The 18,268-nt window shown below is 64.4% G+C and carries 17 protein-coding genes; 12 read left to right on the forward strand and 5 right to left on the reverse strand.

Going from position 1 to position 18,268, the window contains the following annotated elements:
* Positions 1–1,143 (forward strand): YbfB/YjiJ family MFS transporter (locus GWG67_RS37790; RefSeq protein WP_275174726.1); only part of this gene is annotated, 1,143 nt, incomplete at its 5' end.
* A 165-nt stretch (positions 1,144–1,308) separates the two neighbouring features.
* On the opposite strand, the gene GWG67_RS37795 is transcribed toward GWG67_RS37790, so the two are convergent.
* The 4 genes from GWG67_RS37795 to GWG67_RS37810 all read right to left on the reverse strand — a co-directional run bounded on the left by GWG67_RS37795 (position 1,309) and on the right by GWG67_RS37810 (position 4,624).
* Positions 1,309–2,091, reverse strand: coding sequence for a molybdopterin-dependent oxidoreductase (locus tag GWG67_RS37795; RefSeq protein WP_275174727.1), 783 nt, complete (start codon positions 2,089–2,091; stop codon positions 1,309–1,311).
* 15 nt (positions 2,092–2,106) lie between these two features.
* The gene (locus GWG67_RS37800) at positions 2,107–2,736 is read right to left on the reverse strand and encodes a cytochrome b/b6 domain-containing protein (RefSeq protein ID WP_275174728.1); all 630 of its coding nucleotides are present in this window, start codon (positions 2,734–2,736) and stop codon (positions 2,107–2,109) included.
* Between the two features lie 182 nt (positions 2,737–2,918).
* Positions 2,919–3,473, reverse strand: coding sequence for a fasciclin domain-containing protein (locus GWG67_RS37805; protein ID WP_275174729.1), 555 nt, complete (start codon positions 3,471–3,473; stop codon positions 2,919–2,921).
* Positions 3,474–3,862: 389 nt separating this feature from the next.
* Complete coding sequence (locus GWG67_RS37810) at positions 3,863–4,624, reverse strand: SDR family oxidoreductase (protein WP_275174730.1); 762 nt, start codon at positions 4,622–4,624, stop codon at positions 3,863–3,865.
* A 126-nt stretch (positions 4,625–4,750) separates the two neighbouring features.
* Here GWG67_RS37810 and GWG67_RS37815 point away from each other — a divergent pair, with 126 nt between their 5' ends.
* Positions 4,751–6,280 (forward strand): malonyl-CoA synthase, encoded by a 1,530-nt coding sequence (locus tag GWG67_RS37815; protein ID WP_275174731.1) that lies wholly within the window; start codon positions 4,751–4,753, stop codon positions 6,278–6,280.
* 126 nt (positions 6,281–6,406) lie between these two features.
* Here GWG67_RS37815 and GWG67_RS37820 read toward each other — a convergent pair whose 3' ends face one another.
* Positions 6,407–7,267 (reverse strand): sulfite exporter TauE/SafE family protein, encoded by an 861-nt coding sequence (locus tag GWG67_RS37820; protein ID WP_275174732.1) that lies wholly within the window; start codon positions 7,265–7,267, stop codon positions 6,407–6,409.
* 519 nt (positions 7,268–7,786) lie between these two features.
* Between GWG67_RS37820 and sdhC the strand changes: the two genes are divergently transcribed.
* From sdhC to GWG67_RS37870, 10 genes are all read left to right on the forward strand, one after another.
* Complete coding sequence (sdhC, locus tag GWG67_RS37825; RefSeq protein ID WP_275174733.1) at positions 7,787–8,185, forward strand: succinate dehydrogenase, cytochrome b556 subunit; 399 nt, start codon at positions 7,787–7,789, stop codon at positions 8,183–8,185.
* Positions 8,182–8,598 (forward strand): succinate dehydrogenase, hydrophobic membrane anchor protein, encoded by a 417-nt coding sequence (gene sdhD, locus GWG67_RS37830; protein WP_275174734.1) that lies wholly within the window; start codon positions 8,182–8,184, stop codon positions 8,596–8,598. Before sdhC ends, sdhD begins: the two co-directional genes overlap by 4 nt.
* 3 nt (positions 8,599–8,601) lie before the next feature.
* Complete coding sequence (gene sdhA, locus GWG67_RS37835; RefSeq protein ID WP_275174735.1) at positions 8,602–10,437, forward strand: succinate dehydrogenase flavoprotein subunit; 1,836 nt, start codon at positions 8,602–8,604, stop codon at positions 10,435–10,437.
* A gap of 42 nt (positions 10,438–10,479) precedes the next feature.
* The gene (locus tag GWG67_RS37840; RefSeq protein WP_027514948.1) at positions 10,480–11,262 is read left to right on the forward strand and encodes a succinate dehydrogenase iron-sulfur subunit; all 783 of its coding nucleotides are present in this window, start codon (positions 10,480–10,482) and stop codon (positions 11,260–11,262) included.
* Between the two features lie 190 nt (positions 11,263–11,452).
* Positions 11,453–13,627: a hybrid sensor histidine kinase/response regulator gene (locus GWG67_RS37845; protein WP_275174736.1), complete on the forward strand. Its 2,175-nt coding sequence runs from the start codon at positions 11,453–11,455 to the stop codon at positions 13,625–13,627.
* Between the two features lie 53 nt (positions 13,628–13,680).
* Positions 13,681–15,636 (forward strand): ABC transporter ATP-binding protein/permease, encoded by a 1,956-nt coding sequence (locus GWG67_RS37850; RefSeq protein ID WP_275174737.1) that lies wholly within the window; start codon positions 13,681–13,683, stop codon positions 15,634–15,636.
* Positions 15,637–15,798: 162 nt separating this feature from the next.
* A complete protein-coding gene (locus GWG67_RS37855) occupies positions 15,799–16,623 on the forward strand; it encodes an FkbM family methyltransferase (protein WP_275174738.1) in 825 nt (274 codons plus the stop codon).
* 21 nt (positions 16,624–16,644) lie between these two features.
* A complete protein-coding gene (locus GWG67_RS37860) occupies positions 16,645–17,031 on the forward strand; it encodes a VOC family protein (protein ID WP_275174739.1) in 387 nt (128 codons plus the stop codon).
* Positions 17,032–17,103: 72 nt separating this feature from the next.
* On the forward strand, positions 17,104–17,589 hold the full coding sequence (locus GWG67_RS37865) for a pyridoxamine 5'-phosphate oxidase family protein (protein ID WP_275174740.1): 486 nt from the start codon (positions 17,104–17,106) through the stop codon (positions 17,587–17,589).
* Positions 17,589–17,831, forward strand: a complete 243-nt coding sequence (locus GWG67_RS37870) for a hypothetical protein (protein ID WP_007604217.1) — start codon at positions 17,589–17,591, stop codon at positions 17,829–17,831. The genes GWG67_RS37865 and GWG67_RS37870 overlap by 1 nt, the downstream gene beginning before the upstream one ends.
* Positions 17,832–18,268 lie beyond the last annotated feature (437 nt).

Here is an 18,268-nt window from a genome sequence, read left to right on the forward strand (position 1 = left end):
ATCCTGACCCTGTCGCTGGCTGCGACGGTCGGGCTCGGCATCGGCCGCTTTGCCTATGCCCTGGTGCTGCCGGACATGCGGGAGGACCTCGGCTGGTCCTACTCGGCGGCCGGTTTCATGAACACCATCAACGCGGTCGGCTACCTCGTCGGCGCCCTGGTGGCATCCCGGTTGATCGAACGGGTCGGCTGGTCGGCCGCGATCCGCGGCGGAACCCTGGCCTGCGTCGCGGCGCTCGCGACTTGCGCGCTGACCGGGAATTTCGTTGCGCTGAGCCTGGCGCGTCTCGTGCTGGGCGTTGGCGCCGCAGCCGGCTTCGTCGCCGGCGGCGCGCTGGCCGCTTCCATCGCGCAGTCGCGGCCGGAGCGGGCCAATTTCCTGCTCAGCCTGTTCTATGCCGGGCCTGGCATCGGCATTCTCGCCTCCGGGCTGATCGCCCCGTTCACGCTGCAATATTTCGGGCCGGGCTCGTGGTGGATGGTGTGGTGGGCGATGACGCTGCTGTCCGTCGTCATGACCGTGCCGCTGTTCCTGGTCCGCATCGAGAGCGGAGTGCGTTTCTCGCAAGGCAGCCACGGCGCCTTCGAGATTCTTCCGGTGCTGATCTATCTCGCCGGCTACTTCCTGTTCGGCGCGGGCTACATCGCCTACATGACCTTCATGATCGCCTATGTGCGCGACGGCGGCGGCGGTGCCGCGGCGCAGGCCGCGTTCTGGAGCCTGATCGGCTTAAGCGCCTTCGTCACGCCGTGGGCCTGGCGCCGCGTGCTCGCGCTCGATCGCGGCGGACTGGCCACCGCCATCATCCTCGGCACCAACGCGCTCGGCGCCGCCCTGCCGATGCTCGGGCATTCGCCGGCATGGCTCGCGGTGTCAGCCGTCGTGTTCGGCGTCGCCTTCTTCGCCGTGGTCGGCTCGACCACCGCTTTCGTGCGCTTCAACTATCCGCCCGAGGTGTGGCCGACCGCGATCGCGGCGATGACGATCTCGTTCGGTGTTGGCCAGACACTGGGGCCGATCGTGGTCGGCGCGATCACGGACGCGCTGGGGAGCTTGAGTTACGCGCTGAACGTCTCGGCGGCGCTGCTGGCGCTGGGCGCAGTGGCGGCGCTGTGTCAGCGGAAGGTGGGGCCGGCTATATAGCGGGTGTCGTCCCGGCGAAGGCCGGGACCCATACCGCGTGATCTATCGATGGGTGCAGGCGAGAGTACAGTGGGAGGACGCTTCACTACGAAACCTCGCCAAACTTCTCCCTGTGGTTATGGGTCCCGGCCTTCGCCGGGACGACGATCAGGTTAACTCGCGGAGCTAGCTCCCACTGAACGAATTGTACCCCTGGTCTTCCCAATAGCCGCCCTTGTAGTCGTTGGTAACTTCCATCGACACCACGTATTTCGGGTTCTTGAAGCCGAGCTTGGTCGGCACGCGGATCTTCATTGGAAACCCATACGCGCGCGGCAGGATTTCGCCGGCGTATTTGAACGTCATCTGGGTCTGCGGATGCAGCGCAGTGCGCATGTCGAGCGGAGAGTTGTAGCCGTCCTTATCGGCACACTGGAACCAGACGTATTTGGCGCGGGTGTCGGCGCCGATCAGCTTGAGGAAGTCGCGCATCGGCGTGCCGGTCCAGCTGCCGATCGCGCTCCAGCCCTCGACGCAGATGTGACGCGTGATCTGCGTGACCTGCGGCAGCTTGTACAATTCCGGAAGCGTCCACGACTTCTTGTTGTCGACGAGACCGCGGACTTCGAGCTTCCAGTCGGCACCGTCGACTTCGGGCGCGTCGTCGAGATCGTAATAGGCGTTGAACGGAAACGGTTTTGTGATCGCGCTCTCGGGAAACGTCGGCGCCAGCGCGTCCGGATTGAAGATGAAATCCTGCACGGCATCGTTGAACTTCGAGACACTCTTCAGCATCTCCTCGGCGGAGGAGGAGTCGATCACGTCGCAGCCGGTGAGCAGCGTCAGGGCCCCCAAGCTGGCGCCGCCCGCGATGAAGCGGCGGCGGCTGACGTCGGGCATCGTCTTGATGGAGTCCTTGATCAGCAGCCGCTTGTCGACGCCGGGGATCAGGAATGAGCGCTTGGCCATGGTTCTTGCTCCGCTCTAGCGGCCGATGATCATCGCACGCAGGCTCTTCGGCACCAGCAGCGCGAGTAAAACGTGAATGACGAGGAAGGCGCAGATCGCGGCCATGCAGAAGAAATGGATGTAGCGCGCGGTCGGATAGTCGCCGAACAGGCTCACGAGCCAGTGCAATTGCACCGGCTTCCACATCCCAAGGCCCGACAGCACGATGAGCACGCCGACCAAGATGATGCCGGCATAAAGCACGCGCTGGACGTAATTGTAGACGGTGAGATCGGCATGGCCGAGCTTGAAGGTCAGCGCAGCCCTGACATCGTGGAGCACGCCGGACGGGGTGATCGGCAGCAGTTTTTTCCGGAAGCGGCCGGTGGCAAAGCCGGTGATGAGATAAGCGAGGCCGTTGATCATCAAGAGCCACATCGCCGCGAAGTGCCAGAGCAGGCCGCCGCCGAGCCAGCCGCCGAGCGTGTACTCGCGCGGAAAGCTGAAACCGAACAGCGGCGAGGCGTTGTAGATCTGCCAACCCGACAGGATCATCAGGATCATGGCGAGGGCGTTGATCCAGTGCATGACCCGGACCCAGGCCGGCTGGATCACCTTGGCCGGGGTGGCGCTGACCTGCTCGTCGGTCACAGTAAGGCTCGACATGATGGTTCCGTCCTGAACATCGTCTGACGGCAATTATACGCCGATGCTTCCGCTTTCGTTACGCCCTGCCCGGCATCGAATCCATACCGGCGGTCTATCGTGGTCACAATAAAGCGAGCCGGGTGCCCCCGGCTCGCCATTTCGTCGCATCCGGCACGGGGATGAAGCCGGACGGCGCGGTGTTACGTCGCCGGCATCAGCACGGTGTCGACCACATGGATCACACCGTTCGACTGGTTGACGTTGGAGATGGTGACCATCGAGGTGCCGCCCTTGGCATCGACGATCCAGACCTTGCCGTCCATCTTCTTCACCGTCAGCTCCTCGCCTTCGGCGGTCTTCATCTTCTTGCCGTCCGTGAGGTCGGAAGCCTCGAGCTTGCCGGGCACGACATGATAGGTGAGGATCTTGGTCAGCGTCGCCTTGTTCTCAGGCTTGACCAGGGTGTCGACGGTGCCGGCCGGCAGCTTGCCGAACGCGGCGTTCGTCGGCGCGAACACCGTGAAAGGGCCCTTGCCTTCCAGCGTCGGCACCAGGCCGGCCGCCTTCACCGCCGCCACCAGCGTGGTGTGGTCCTTCGAGTTGACCGCGTTCTGGACGATGTTCTTGGACGGGAACATCGCGGCGCCGCCGACCATGACGGTCTTTTCCTCGGCGCGAACGGGCGCGACGACGGTCGCGGTGATGGCCAGCGCGCTGAAAGCTGCAGCGGTAAGATAGGCAATGCGCTTCGACATGGAGAGTCTCCCGATTGGATGGTGACCGGCGGTCACCGGCGTTTGGTTGGGCAACAACGGTGGCTGCGACCTGTGAGCGTGAAGCAGCAGCGACGTCGTTGGCTCGAATTACGGGAGGGTTTGCGAAGCGGTTTCGGATTAAACTTCTTTGTGATGCTTGAAACTAAGTGCGGGTTTGCTCGTGGGGTGAGGCGAGCGCACCACACACTCCGCTGTCGTCCCGTACAAGCGAAGCGACGATCCGGGACCCATAACCACAGGGAGACATTTGGCGAAGACTCGGAGTGACCGTCTAGCGCGACAACTTTTCCCTGTGGTTATGGGTCCCGGGCTCGCGACTTCGTCGCGCCCCGGGACGACGAGGAGAGATTGCGGCAGCGCGCTACACCTCAATCCCTGTTGTGCGGCGTCTGGATAAATCCGCGATTATGCGTCGGGCTGATCAAGAGCTCGTTGATGCACACCCGCGCCGGCATGCTTGCGATGAACGCGATGGTGCGGCCGAGATCTTCGGATTGCAGCATCCTGGCCTGCTCCTCCTCGCTCGGCACCACCGGGCGCAACTTCAGGATCGGGGTCGCCACCTCGCCCGGCATCAGGCAGCAGGCACGCAGGCCGTTGACGCACTCGTCCATGTTAAAGGAATGGGTCAGCGCCAGAACCGCATGCTTTGTCGTGGTGTAGGCCGGGCCCGGCATTTTCGAGACGTGGCGGCCGGCCCAGGATGAGACGTTGATGATGGAGCCGTCCTGCTGCTTGCGCATCGTCGGCAGCACTGCGCGCAAGCAATAGAGCACTCCGTTGAGATTGACCTGGACCAGTTGGTCCCAGCCCTCCAGTTCCATGTCCTTCCAGCTGCGCTTGGGGACATTGATGCCGGCATTGTTGACCAGCAGGTCGATCCGGCCGTGCTTCGCGACGATTTGATCGGCCGCCTTCTGGGCCGCGGCGGCGACCGATACGTCCAGCGCGATGGCCTCGGCGGCCCCGCCCGCCCCGGTGATCTTCGCGACCACGGTATCCAGGGCGTCCTTGCGCCGGCCGGAGACCACCACCGTCCAGCCGTCGGCCGCCAGCGCCTCGGCGCCGGCCTCCCCGATCCCGCTGCCCCCGCCTGTCACCCAGGCCACGCGTTTCCCGTTTTTGGTCATGCAAACTGTCTCCGTTGCTTCATCGGGGCGGTTTTTGCTAATCCAGCCCTCGGTTTTGACCGGCCTTGTCTGACGAGCCTTGCTTATGAGCCTTGCGGTCAATCCTTGCGGTCGAGGAAATCCTGCATGAACCAAGCTGCCAACGCCAATTTGTTTTCCCGCCTGTTCGACGGCCTCGACGATCCGAAGCGCCTCGCGATCGAGACGCATGACGGCGAGCGCATCAGCTATGGCGACCTGATCGCCCGGGCCGGACAGATGGCCAATGTGCTGGTCGCGCGCGGCGTGAAGCCCGGCGACCGCGTTGCGGTTCAGGTCGAGAAATCCGTGGCCAACATCGTGCTGTATCTGGCGACGGTGCGGGCCGGCGCGGTCTACCTGCCGCTCAACACCGCCTATACGCTGAACGAGCTCGACTATTTCATCGGCGACGCCGAGCCCTCGCTGGTGGTCTGCGACCCCGCCAAGGCGGAAGGGCTTGCCCCGATCACCGCCAAGGTGAAAGCAAAAGTCGAGACGCTCGGACCTGACGGCAAGGGCTCGCTGACGGAAGCCGCCGATAACGCAAGCAGCAAATTCACCACGGTGTCGCGCGCAAACGACGATCTCGCCGCGATCCTCTACACGTCGGGCACCACCGGCCGCTCCAAGGGCGCGATGCTGACCCACGACAATCTGGCGTCGAACTCGCTCTCGCTGGTCGGCTTCTGGCGTTTCACCGACAAGGACGTGCTGATCCACGCACTGCCGATCTACCACACCCACGGCCTGTTCGTGGCGACCAACGTGACGCTGTTTGCGCGGGCGTCGATGATCTTCCTGCCGAAGCTCGACCCGGATCTGATCATCAAGCTGATGGCGCGCGCCACGGTGCTGATGGGCGTACCGACGTTCTATACCCGCCTGCTCCAGAACGCCGCGCTGTCGCGCGAGACCACGCAACACATGCGGCTGTTCATTTCCGGCTCCGCACCGCTGCTGGCCGAAACCCATCGCGAATGGTCGGCGCGGACGGGGCATGCCGTGCTCGAGCGTTACGGCATGACCGAGACCAACATGAACACCTCGAACCCCTATGACGGCGAGCGCGTGCCCGGCGCAGTCGGCTTTCCCCTTCCCGGCGTCTCCGTGCGTGTCACAGATCCTGAGACCGCCAAGGAATTGCGGCGCGACGAGATCGGCATGATCGAGGTCAAGGGCCCGAACGTATTTAAAGGCTATTGGCGCATGCCGGAGAAGACCAAGGCGGAATTCCGCGACGACGGCTTCTTCATCACCGGCGACCTCGGCAAGATCGACGCCAAGGGCTACGTCCACATTCTCGGCCGCGGCAAGGATCTCGTCATCTCCGGCGGCTTCAACGTCTACCCGAAAGAAATCGAGACCGAGATCGACGCCATGCCAGGCGTGATCGAATCCGCCGTGATCGGGGTGCCCCACGCCGATTTCGGCGAGGGCGTCACGGCCGTGCTGGTCTGCAACAAGGGCGCGGATGTGACCGAGGCGGCGGTGCTGAAGGCACTCGACGGCCGACTGGCCAAGTTCAAGATGCCCAAACGCGTCTTCGTGGTCGACGAGCTGCCGCGCAACACCATGGGCAAGGTGCAGAAGAACGTGCTGCGGGATACGTACAAGGATCTCTACGCGAAGAAGTAGGGGCTGTTGTTCGCAGCACTCCCGTCGTCATTGCGAGGAGCTCTTGCGACGAAGCAATCCAGACTGCCGCTGCGGAAGGACTCCTGGATTGCTTCGCTTCGCTCGCAATGACGGAGTTTGGGGCGCTCACTGCCCGCCTAACAAACTCAGCACAAACCGGCTGCCGACGATAAACAGATAACACCCGAACGCCATTTCCAGCGTCCGCTTCGACATCGCGTGCGCGGCTCTCACGCCAAGCGGCGCGGTCACGAGGCTCATCGGCATTACCAGGACCGCGCCGATCAACGAGACGTAGCCAAGCGCGAACGGGACTTGCAGGGCTGCAACGCCTGGATAGTGCGCCGCCGCAGGCCAGCCGGCGTAGATGTAGCCGAGCGCGCCGGGGATCGAGATCAGCACCGCGAGCGCCGACGAGGTCGCCACTGCTTGATGGATCGGACGGCCATAGAACGTCATCAGCAGATTCGAAAACAGGCCACCACCGATGCCCATCAAGGTCGACAGAATGCCGACGCAGAAACCGTAGAATCGCATCAGCGGCCCCTTTGGCAAGTCATCGCCGAGCTTCCAGCTCTCGCGCGCGAAGATCAGCCGCACCGCGGCCGACCAGGCGACGGCGACGAACACGATCTTGAACAGCCGCTCCGGCGCGTAGCGCGCGACCACGCTGCCGGCGACGACGCCGATCAGGATCGGCAGCCCCCAGACCCGCAGGATCGCAAGATCCACGGCGCCGCGCTTGTAATGCGCCTGGAACGAACGGATCGAGGTCGGAATGATGACGGCGAGCGAAGTGCCGATACAGAGCGGCATCCGCACCTCGAGCGGCACACCGGCGATGCGGAAGCACTCGTAGAACACCGGCACCAGAATCGCGCCGCCGCCGATGCCGAACACGCCGGCTAAAAATCCGGAGAGCGCGCCCGTTGCGATCAGCAGCAGCGCGAGTTCGACGATCTCCTTGATATCAAGTCCTGCAATCACCCCTGACCTGCCCCGGCGATGGCTCGCAACTCCTCCGATGCATCGCTCGGACAGCTGGCCGCAATGCTCTAGGCGATCTGATTTGTCGGGTCGACCGGTGGGTTGCCGTTTTGGGGTGGGATGCAGGCTGCGCATATCCGCCCGTCTCGCGAAAAATCGGTGCACTTGGCGGAAATTGGCGATTGCTCGCCCACTATCGCTGCCGGTTCGAGCGTCATGAACCGACTGGTTCGAACCCTGGCCGGCCCGCGGCGGCTTAGAGCCGTTCCAATAGTAATTTCAACGCGTCTCGGCTCTCGTACAAAAGATGAATTTAAGTTCTTTCTTTCGTCGGTGCGCCATCGCCCTGGTATACCAAGCCGCTGATTGGCCTTGTTACATCAAGGGCCTAGAGCTGAACCCAGGTTCGATTGATGGCGATTTGGTGATTGCGCAGGTGAAATCGACTCCGTAAATAGAGCCGACCTTTCGCGATCCCCGCGCGCCCCATGCTGGGCCGCAGTAAAGCAATTGAAGCCCATGACCGCACGGATCGAACGACCGCTTTCGCCGCACATTCAGACCTACCGTTGGACCCTGACGATGGCGCTCTCCATCGTCCATCGCGCCACCGGAATTGCCCTCTACGCCGGGACGCTGCTGCTGGCCTGGTGGCTGATTGCGGCGGCCTCCGGCCCCGCCGCCTATGGCCACGTCCAGGCCTTCACCGGCAGCATCATCGGCCGGCTGATCGTATTCGGCTACACCTGGGCGCTGATGCACCACATGCTCAGCGGCATCCGGCATTTCGTCTGGGACCTCGGCTACGGCTTCAAGGCCAATGAGCGCGAGGCGTTGACCTGGGGCGCGTTGATCGGCGGCATCGTGCTCACGGTCCTCGTCTGGATCATCGCCTACGCGATCGGAGGCGGACGATGAGTTTCGACGAATCCCACGGCTCTCCGAAGGGCTCCTCCATGCGCACCCCGCTCGGTCGCGTCCGCAATCTCGGCGCGGCGCATTCGGGCACGTCCGATTTCTGGCGCCAGCGCATCACCGGCGTCGCCATGACGCTGCTGATGATCCCCGTGATCGTGATTGTGATGATGCTGCTCGGTCGCAACCAGGCCGGCGCCGCACAGATCCTCGGCTCGCTGCCAATCGCGGTGATCCTGCTGCTCTTCATCTTCGCCAGCGCCTGGCACATGAAGATCGGCATGCAGGTCGTGATCGAGGACTACATCCATAACGAGAAGCTGAAGCTCATCTCGATCATGCTCAACAACTTCTTCTCGTTCGCCGTGGCGCTGGCCTCGACCTACGCGATCCTGAAACTTTCCTCCGGAGTCTAAGCCATGGCCACAGACACGAATGGCAAGGGCAACGGCGCTCCCGCCACCAACGGCAAAGCCTATCCGATCGAAGACCACACCTATGACGTCGTCGTGGTCGGCGCCGGCGGCGCGGGCCTGCGCGCCGTGGTCGGCTGCAGCGAAGCCGGTCTTCGGACCGCCTGCATCACAAAGGTGTTTCCGACCCGCTCGCACACCGTCGCGGCGCAGGGCGGCATCTCGGCGTCCCTCGGCAACATGCACAAGGACGACTGGCGCTGGCACATGTACGACACCGTAAAGGGGTCCGACTGGTTGGGCGACCAGGACGCGATCGAATACATGGTGCGCAACGCGCCCGAGGCGGTCTACGAGCTCGAGCATTGGGGCGTGCCGTTCTCGCGCACCGAAGACGGCAAGATCTACCAGCGCCCGTTCGGCGGCATGACGCTGGACTACGGCAAGGGCCAGGCGCAGCGCACCTGCGCCGCCGCCGACCGCACCGGCCATGCCATGCTGCACACGATGTACGGCCAGTCGCTGCGCCACGCGGCCGAGTTCTTCATCGAGTTCTTTGCCATCGACCTGATCATGGACGACCAGGGCACCTGCCGCGGCGTCATCGCGCTCAAGCTCGACGACGGCACGCTGCACCGCTTCCGCGCCCAAACCGTTATCCTGGCGACCGGCGGCTATGGCCGCGCCTATGCGTCCTGCACCTCGGCGCACACTTGCACGGGCGATGGCGGCGGCATGGTGCTGCGCGCCGGCCTGCCGATGCAGGACATGGAGTTCGTGCAGTTCCACCCGACCGGCATCTACGGCTCGGGTTGTCTCGTCACCGAAGGCGCGCGCGGCGAAGGCGGCTATCTCGTCAACTCCGAGGGCGAGCGCTTCATGGAGCGCTATGCGCCCTCCGCGAAGGATCTGGCCTCGCGTGACGTCGTCTCGCGCGCGATGACCATCGAGATCCGGGAGGGGCGCGGCGTCGGCAAGAAGAAGGACCACATCTTCCTTCATCTCGACCATCTCGATCCCGCCGTGCTGGCCGAGCGCCTGCCGGGCATCTCGGAATCCGCAAAGATCTTCGCCAATGTCGACGTGACGCGCGAGCCGATCCCGATCGTGCCGACCGTGCACTACAACATGGGCGGCATCCCGACGAACTATCACGGCGAAGTCCTGACCAAGAAGGACGGCGACGACAACGCCATCATCCCCGGCCTGATGGCGATCGGCGAAGCCGCCTGCGTCTCCGTGCACGGCGCCAACCGCCTCGGCTCCAACTCGCTGATCGACCTCGTCGTGTTCGGCCGCGCCGCGGCGCTGCGCCTCGCCGAGAAGCTCACGCCGAACGCCAGCCAGCCGGAGTTGCCGGCGAACTCGTCCGATCTGGCGCTCGGCCGGCTCGACCACTACCGCTACGCCTCCGGCGGCACGCCGACCGCGAAGCTGCGCGAAGGCATGCAGCACGTGATGCAGAACAATTGCGCGGTGTTCCGCACCGGCGACATCCTGAGCGAAGGCCAGAACCTGATCGAGAAGGTCCACAGCGGCATCACCGACATCGCCGTGTCCGACCGCTCGCTGGTGTGGAATTCCGACCTGATCGAGACGCTCGAATTCGACAATCTGATCGCGCAGGCGGTGGTGACGATGAACTCGGCCGCCAACCGCACCGAGAGCCGCGGCGCGCATGCCCGCGAGGACTTCTCCGACCGCGACGACAAGAACTGGATGAAGCACACGCTGGCTTGGCTGGAAGATTCCGGCAAGGTCAAGATCGAGTACCGCCCGGTTCACGACTACACCATGACCAACGACGTGCAGTACATTCCGCCGAAAGCTCGCGTTTACTAAACGGCGCGCGTGTCCTGAGCGAACAGCGAAAGCTTTATCGAAATGGTTGAATTCGCACTTCCGAAGAACTCCAAGATTTCAGGCGGCAAGACCTGGCCGAAGCCCGCGGGCGCGACTGAAACTCGCGAATTCCGCGTCTACCGCTGGAACCCCGACGACGGGAAGAATCCGAGCGTCGACACCTATTACGTCGACACCCAGGATTGCGGGCCGATGGTGCTGGACGGCCTGATCTGGATCAAGAACAACATCGACCCGTCGCTGACCTTCCGCCGCTCCTGCCGCGAAGGCGTCTGCGGCTCCTGCGCGATGAACATCGACGGCCAGAACACGCTGGCCTGCACCCGCTCGATGCACGACGTGAAGGACGGCGCGGTGAAGATCAATCCGCTGCCGCACCAGCCCGTCGTGAAGGACCTCATCCCCGATCTCACCAATTTCTATGCGCAGTACGCTTCGGTCGAGCCGTGGCTGAAGACGACCTCGCCGACGCCGCAAAAGGAATGGAAGCAGAGCCACGAGGACCGCGAGAAGCTCGACGGCCTCTACGAGTGCATTCTCTGCGCCTGCTGCTCGACCTCGTGCCCGAGCTATTGGTGGAACAGCGAGCGCTATCTCGGTCCCGCCGCGCTGCTCCAGGCCAACCGCTGGGTGTCGGATTCGCGGGATGAAGCGACCGGCGAGCGGCTCGACAATCTCGAGGACCCGTTCCGCCTCTACCGCTGCCACACCATCATGAATTGCGCCAAGGCCTGCCCGAAGGGCCTCAACCCGGCGGAAGCCATCGCCGAGCTCAAGCTCAAGATGGTCGAGCGGCAGATCTAGGCGTCATTCATGCTGCGAGTCCCCGGTCGGCACGGCCGGGGCATTCTACGGCAGGCTCCTGTTCGAGTAGATTTTGCCTCCGCCCCTGCACGGGCAAGCCGGCGGATTGCAACCTCTGGTTCCAGCTACAAGCCGCTTCCTTCCCGGCGCGAAATTCAAGTAAGCTCTCCGGCGTGGGACCGGAGCGACCGTGCAGGGCGCACAACGCAATTCGCTGAGATTGCTGCAGTGGATGATGGCTGCGTCCCTGGTGCTGCCGATTGCGCTGTTCGCAATCGCCGCCTCGATCTCCTACACCTCGACAAAAGATATCGCCGACCGCGAGATCCAGCGCACCCTCGATGTCGCGCATGAGCATGCGCTCAAGGTGTTCGAGACCATCGACCGCAGCCTCGCCGAGATCAACGAGGTGGTGCGCGGCATGCCCGACGAAATCATCCGCTCGCGCGAACCGGCCCTGCACCGCCGCCTGAAGCAGCTGACCGATTCGCTGCCGCAGCTCAAATCGGCATGGATATTCGATGCGGACGGAAAGTCGCTGGTCAACAGCCTGGCCTCGCCGCCGCCGGCGCAGAGCTTTGCGGACCGTGACTACTTTGCGGCCCATGTCGATCAGACCATCGGCAGCTACATCGGTGTTCCCCTGACGCCGCGCCAGCCTTATCAGGGTGCGCGGTTCTTCGGGGTCAGCCGTCGCCGCAGCTCCGATGACGGCAGCTTCATCGGCGTGATCCAGGCCTCCGTCCTGCCGGAATATTTCGAGAACTTTTACGCCAGGATCGGCTCCGATCCCGGCAGCTTCCTCGCGATGGGACGCACCGACGGCGTGGTGCTGGCGCATCTTCCGCGGCTCGATCGCGACATCAGGCTCGATCCTAACGGGCCGGTCGGCCAGAGCATCGCAGCTCAGCCCGAGCATGGCCTCATCACCATCGCCTGGCCATCGGACGAGGTCGAGCGCCGCATCGGCTACCGACGCATCGCCGAATACCCGATCTATGTCAGCGCGGGCTTGGAGACATCGGCGATCCGCGCGCGCTGGTTCGCCACCATGGGCCAGCATCTGGTGTTCGGCATTCCCGCCACCGCGCTGCTGTTTCTGCTGCTGGCGTTCGCGTTCCGGCGCACCCAGCATCTCCAGGCCGAGGCCGCCGCGCGGCGCGAAGCCGAGGAGGCGCTCAAGCACAGCCAGCGCCTGGAGGCACTCGGGCAGCTCACCGGCGGCGTCGCACACGACTTCAACAACCTTCTGACCGTGATCCGCGCCTCCGTCGACCTGCTGAACCGGCCGCAGCTGAGCGAGGAGCGCCGCCAGCGCTACATCACCGCCATCGCGGACGCGGTCGGGCGCGCGGCCAAGCTGACCTCGCAGCTGCTCGCCTTTGCACGGCGCCAGACCTTGAAGCCGGAGGTGTTCGACGTCGGCGCGCGAATGCAGTCGCTGCACGACATGCTCGCGACGCTGCTCGGACCCGCAATCGAAATCGCGATGCGGCTACCGGCCGAGCCCTGCCTCGTCAACGCCGATGCAAGCCAGTTCGAGACGGCGTTGATCAACATGGCGACCAATGCGCGCGATGCCATGCACGGCAAGGGCAGGATCGTCTTCAACGTCGAGGCCGCGGCGACCATTGCGGACACGCGGGCTCCCGTCTCAGGCAACCCTGATCTTTCAGGCACCCAAGACCTTCCTGGCAAACACGGCTTCGTCGGCATTGCCGTCAGCGACACCGGCATCGGCATTCCGGCTGCGCGGCTGGAGCGCATCTTCGAGCCGTTCTTCACCACCAAGCAGGTCGGCCAGGGCACCGGTCTAGGCCTGTCGCAGGTGTTCGGCTTCGCCCGGCAATCCGGCGGCGAGGTGACGGTCACCAGCAAGGTAGGCCACGGCAGCACCTTCTCGCTCTTTCTGCCGCGCGTGGCGCCGCATTTGCTGCCGCAACGGCAGGCACCGAACACGGCCCCCGCCATAGCCGGCAGCGGCATGTCAGTGCTGCTGGTCGAGGACAACATCGAGCTCGCCAATTTCGCAGCGGACGGCCTCACCGAGCTCGGCTACAGCATCACACTGGTCGACAATGCAACCGACGCCCTCGCCGAGCTGGTCATGGATTCCGATCGCTTCGATGTCGTTTTCTCGGACATCGTGATGCCTGATATGACTGGGCTCGATCTCGCGCAGGCGGTCCGCGACCGCGGCATCGGCGTGCCGGTCGTGCTGACCACCGGCTACAGCGAGGCGCCGTCCCAGGACGGCAAGATCGATTTCGAGATCGTGCAGAAGCCCTATGCGATCGATCAGCTGTCGCGCGTGCTGCACCGGGTCGCACGGCTGCGCCGGGTGCGCGACGGCGCCGCCGAATGATCCGGCACTGGGAACCCGCGGGAACCTTTTGATTTCTCTTGCGTTATCCGGTCATGCAAAAGCCGGCCGCAAAGCGCGAAAAGAGCAAGAAGCCGCCCATCGTCGAAATCGTCGGCGAGGCCGGCGAGGAAGTGGCCCCGCCGCCGCCCGAGCTGGTCGAGCCCGATCCGGAGCTGTCCCCGGAAGAGGCCGAACAGGCCCGCAAGGACTATCTCCTCACCCGCTTCTGGATCAGCGCCCGCGGCTTCTGGGGCCGCAACGGCGACCGGCTGGCGTGGCTTTATTCCATCGGCCTCGGCGTACTGATCGTCCTGACTGTCGGCTTTCAATACGGAATCAATGTCTGGAATCGGGCGATTTTCGACGCGATCGAGAAGCGCGAGGCGTCCACCGTCTTCCATCTCACCGCGGTGTTCTTCCCGCTCACGATCGGCAGCATCGTGCTCGGCGTGGCGCAGGTGTTCGCGCGCATGGGCATCCAGCGGCGCTGGCGGGCGTGGCTGACGGCAAGCGTGCTGACGCGCTGGCTCGGCAACGGCCGCTATTACCAGCTCAATCTCGTCAGCGGCGACCACAAGAATCCGGAATACCGGATCGCGGAGGATCTGCGCGTCGCGACCGATTCGCCGGTGGATTTTCTCGCCGGCGTGACGTCCGCGCTGCTGTCGGCCGCGACCTTCATCGTCGTGCTCTGGACCATCGGCGGGGCACTCACCGTCACGCTTGCGGGATCGTCGGTGACCATTCCCGGCTTCCTGGTGATCGCCGCGATGCTTTATGCGGGAATCGCATCGGGCTCGATCCTGGTGATCGGCCGCCAATTCGTGCAGGTCTCCGAGGACAAGAACCAGGCCGAGGCCGATTTCCGCTACACGCTGACGCGCGTGCGCGAGAACGGCGAGAGCATCGCGCTGCTCGGCGGCGAGGACGAAGAGCGCGACGGCATCGACCGCAATTTCACCAATGTACTGCGGCAATGGGCGCGGCTCGCGGGTCAGCACATGCGCACCACGCTGGTGTCGCAGGGATCGAGCCTCGTTGCGCCGGTCGTGCCGCTGCTGCTCTGCGCGCCAAAATTCCTCGACGGCAGCATGACGCTGGGGCAGGTGATGCAGGCGGCTTCCGCCTTCACCATCGTGCAGAGCGCGTTCGGCTGGCTGGTCGACAATTATCCGCGGCTCGCCGACTGGAATGCCTGCGCGCGCCGCATAGCCTCGCTGATGATGTCGCTCGACGGCCTTGAGCGCGCCGAGCAGGGTGACGGCCTCGGCCGTATCAAGCGCGGCGAGACCAGCAACAACGCCATGCTGGAGCTGACGGACCTTTCCGTCACGCTTGACGACGGCACGGCCGTGGTCGGCGAGACCGAGGTGGTGGTTGAGCCTGGCGAGCGGCTGCTGGTTGCCGGCGAATCCGGCACCGGCAAGAGCACGCTGGTGCGCGCCATCGCCGGGCTCTGGCCATGGGGCGGCGGCAGCGTCAATTTCCGTCCCGACCGGCGGCTGTTCATGCTGCCTCAGCGACCCTACGTGCCCTCCGGCTCCCTGCGCCGTGCGGTCGCCTATCCCGGCGCGGAAGACGACTGGACCGTGGAGGAGATCGGTGAGGCCCTACACAAGGTCGGTCTCGACCATCTCAAGGAGAAGATCGAGGAAGAAGCACCGTGGGACCAGACCCTGTCCGGTGGCGAGAAGCAGCGCCTCGCCTTCGCGCGGCTCTTGCTGCACAACCCTGATATCGTCGTGCTCGACGAGGCGACCTCGGCGCTCGACGAGAAGAGCCAGGACAAGATGATGAAGATGGTCACCGACGAGCTGCCGAAGGCCACCATCGTCAGCGTCGCGCATCGTGTCGAGCTGGAAGCCTTCCACAGCCGCAAGATCGTGCTGGAGCGCCGCAAGGGCGGCGCAAAACTCGTCAGCGACATCGACCTGATCCCGCGCAAGGGCAAGCGCAAGCTGCTCGGCCGCTTCCTGCGCCAGCGCAAGGCGCCGAAAAAGGCGGCGTGACCTGTAGCCCGGATGGAGCGCAGCGCAATCCGGGAAAGTCTGTCCGCGCGGCAAGACCCCCGGATTACGCTGCGCTCCATCCGGGCTACATTCTTCTCCCGTAGCGTTGGAGTCCCCGGCAAAACCGGCTATGCATGCGCCGCTTGCAATGAGGACTCCCGCTTGACGACCGACAATGCCCCTCCGTCCGCGCCATTCGGCGCGTTTGCGCCGAACGCGGCGCAGGCCGCGATCATTCGCCTCGCGACACAATCGGGGCTGAAGCGCGGCGCGTTCCGGCCATGGATGTCGCGGCTGGTGAACCTGCTGCGCGGCGGTCCCGTCGACGTGCAATACCAGGGTGCATCGTTTCGCTTCTATCACCAGGGCAGCGCGACCGAGCGCGGCGCGCTGTTCAATCCCGACTATAATCTCGACGAGCTCGACTTCCTGCGCCAGCACACTCCGGAGGGCGGCGTGTTCGTCGACGTCGGCGCCAATGTCGGCACATTCGCGCTGGTGATGGCGCGACAGGTCGGCCCATCGGGCAAAGTGGTCGCCATCGAGCCGCATCCGATGACCTTTGGACGGCTCTCGTTCAACCAAGCCGCATCGAAAGCGACGCAGGTGCGTCTGGTGCAGGCGGCCGCCGGCGACACCGACGGCGAGCTGATGATCGAGAGCGGCGGCGGCAATCTCGGCGCCACCCACATCGTCACCGGTACGGCCAGCGCGGAGGCCATCAAGGTGCCCTCGCTGCGGTTGACGCGCATTCTCGACGAGGCCGGCGTCACCAAGGTGGACGCGTTGAAGATCGACGTCGAGGGCTTCGAGGATCGCGTGCTGATCGGCTTCTTCCGCGACGCGCCGCAATCGCTATGGCCGCGCGCGGTGGTGATCGAGCATCTGTCACACAAGGAATGGCGGGAAGATTGTATCGCTGACATGGTCGCGCGTGGCTTTGTGGTCGCGCGCAAGACGCGGAGCAATACGTTCCTGTCGCGCTGACGACGAACGACGGAGGTTACGATGATCGACCATATGGGCTTCCCAGTCTCCGACTATGAGCTCGCCAAGGCGTTCTACGCCAAGGCATTGGCGCCGCTCGGCTACAGCCTGATCATGGAGGTCACGCAGGAGCAGACCGGACACGATCCGGCCGCCGGCTTCGGCGCCGACGGCAAGCCGGATTTCTGGATCGGCGGCGAGGGCGCGCTGAACAAGCCGGTGCATGTCGCGATCCTGGCAAAGGACCGCGCCACGGTGGACGCGTTCTACAAGGCGGCGATGGCGGCGGGCGGGCGCGACAACGGGCCGCCCGGCATCCGGGCGCATTATCATCCGACCTATTACGGCGCCTTCGTGCTCGATCCTGACGGCCACAACATCGAGGCGGTTTGCCACGCGCCGGAATAGATAAGTTCCATCCTTCGGCCGGAACCTCGTTCCGCGCGAGCCGTTGTCGTCCCTTGCAAGAAGGAGCACGACATGGCCAACGACAATGCCCGCGACGTCGACCGCGTATGGGATCTGATGAAGTCGATCGGATTTGCGATGCTGGTGACGCGCGATGGCGACAAGCTCCGGGCGCGGCCGATGAGCGCCTATCTCGATCGCAACGCGGACACGATCTATTTCCTCACCGACGCGCGGCGTCACAAGGACGAGGAGATCGCGCGCAATCCGTCCATCAACCTGTCGTTCGCGGATGCGGGCAGCCAGAAATACGTGTCGCTGACGGGCACCGCCGTCGTCTCCAACGACCGTGCGAAGATCAAGGAGCTGTTCTCGACACCCGCCAAAGCGTGGTGGGATTCTGCGGAAGATCCCAACATCCGCGTGCTCAAGGTCACGCCTGACGATGCCGAGTTTTGGGACTCGCCGGGCACCGTGATCTCCTATGTGAAGATGGCGGCCGCGGCAGTGACGAACACGCGGCCCGATCTCGGCGACAACCGCAAGGTCTCCATGTAATGCCGATCGAGCCGCCCGAGATTCCGCCGTCAACGCCGGGCACGCCGACCGAGCCGCCGCCGGGGATTCCGCCCGGCAATCCGCAGCCTGAAATCGCGCCGCCGGTGCGCGAGCCCGGCTCGCCAGCACCGCCCGACGAATTGCCGGGCCGCATGCCTGAAGAGATTCCATCACGCGGACCGAACGGCCCGCTCACGCCGAATCCCGCGACGGACGCAAGTCCGCCGCGGGATCGCGCATGAGGCGACGCATCACATCCGAGGCAATTGCAACCTGCGTCTGAATGCGCAATGAACGTCACCATAGTGAGGTGATTTGCGTGCAGAAATAAATCGGGCCGCGTCCGCTTCGCCCGCCACAATCCGGCCTAACGCGTAGCTGTTCATCCCAACACTTCGTCAAAGAACCTTCCGGGGAAGTTCACCATCATGACCAACCTTCGTTTCGTGCTGCTTGCCACCACGGCTCTGACCGCGATGCAATTCGCAAGCTCCGCATCGCATGCGCAAAGCGCGCCGCCGCTCGTCGTCGCGCAGGCGCAGCCACAAGAGACCGGCCCTCGGCAGCGGCGGGCCCCGCATTACCGCAGAGCAGGGGTTGACCTTGCATCACGATCACCTGGCGTTGTTCAAGGATCTCGACCGATTGCGTAGGATCGTCGATGCGTTGGACGATGCCA

Source organism: Bradyrhizobium sp. CSS354 (assembly GCF_029051725.1).
Taxonomy (GTDB): Bacteria; Pseudomonadota; Alphaproteobacteria; order Rhizobiales; family Xanthobacteraceae; genus Bradyrhizobium.

Coding starts and splice junctions, on each gene's coding strand:
- GWG67_RS37795 (WP_275174727.1), bottom strand. CDS start 2,091: ATGGCCAAGCGCTCATTCCTGATCCCCGGCGTCGACAAGCGGCTGCTG.
- GWG67_RS37800 (WP_275174728.1), bottom strand. CDS start 2,736: ATGTCGAGCCTTACTGTGACCGACGAGCAGGTCAGCGCCACCCCGGCC.
- GWG67_RS37805 (WP_275174729.1), bottom strand. CDS start 3,473: ATGTCGAAGCGCATTGCCTATCTTACCGCTGCAGCTTTCAGCGCGCTG.
- GWG67_RS37810 (WP_275174730.1), bottom strand. CDS start 4,624: ATGACCAAAAACGGGAAACGCGTGGCCTGGGTGACAGGCGGGGGCAGC.
- GWG67_RS37815 (WP_275174731.1), top strand. CDS start 4,751: ATGAACCAAGCTGCCAACGCCAATTTGTTTTCCCGCCTGTTCGACGGC.
- sdhC (WP_275174733.1), top strand. CDS start 7,787: ATGACCGCACGGATCGAACGACCGCTTTCGCCGCACATTCAGACCTAC.
- sdhD (WP_275174734.1), top strand. CDS start 8,182: ATGAGTTTCGACGAATCCCACGGCTCTCCGAAGGGCTCCTCCATGCGC.
- sdhA (WP_275174735.1), top strand. CDS start 8,602: ATGGCCACAGACACGAATGGCAAGGGCAACGGCGCTCCCGCCACCAAC.
- GWG67_RS37840 (WP_027514948.1), top strand. CDS start 10,480: ATGGTTGAATTCGCACTTCCGAAGAACTCCAAGATTTCAGGCGGCAAG.
- GWG67_RS37850 (WP_275174737.1), top strand. CDS start 13,681: ATGCAAAAGCCGGCCGCAAAGCGCGAAAAGAGCAAGAAGCCGCCCATC.
- GWG67_RS37860 (WP_275174739.1), top strand. CDS start 16,645: ATGATCGACCATATGGGCTTCCCAGTCTCCGACTATGAGCTCGCCAAG.
- GWG67_RS37865 (WP_275174740.1), top strand. CDS start 17,104: ATGGCCAACGACAATGCCCGCGACGTCGACCGCGTATGGGATCTGATG.
- GWG67_RS37870 (WP_007604217.1), top strand. CDS start 17,589: ATGCCGATCGAGCCGCCCGAGATTCCGCCGTCAACGCCGGGCACGCCG.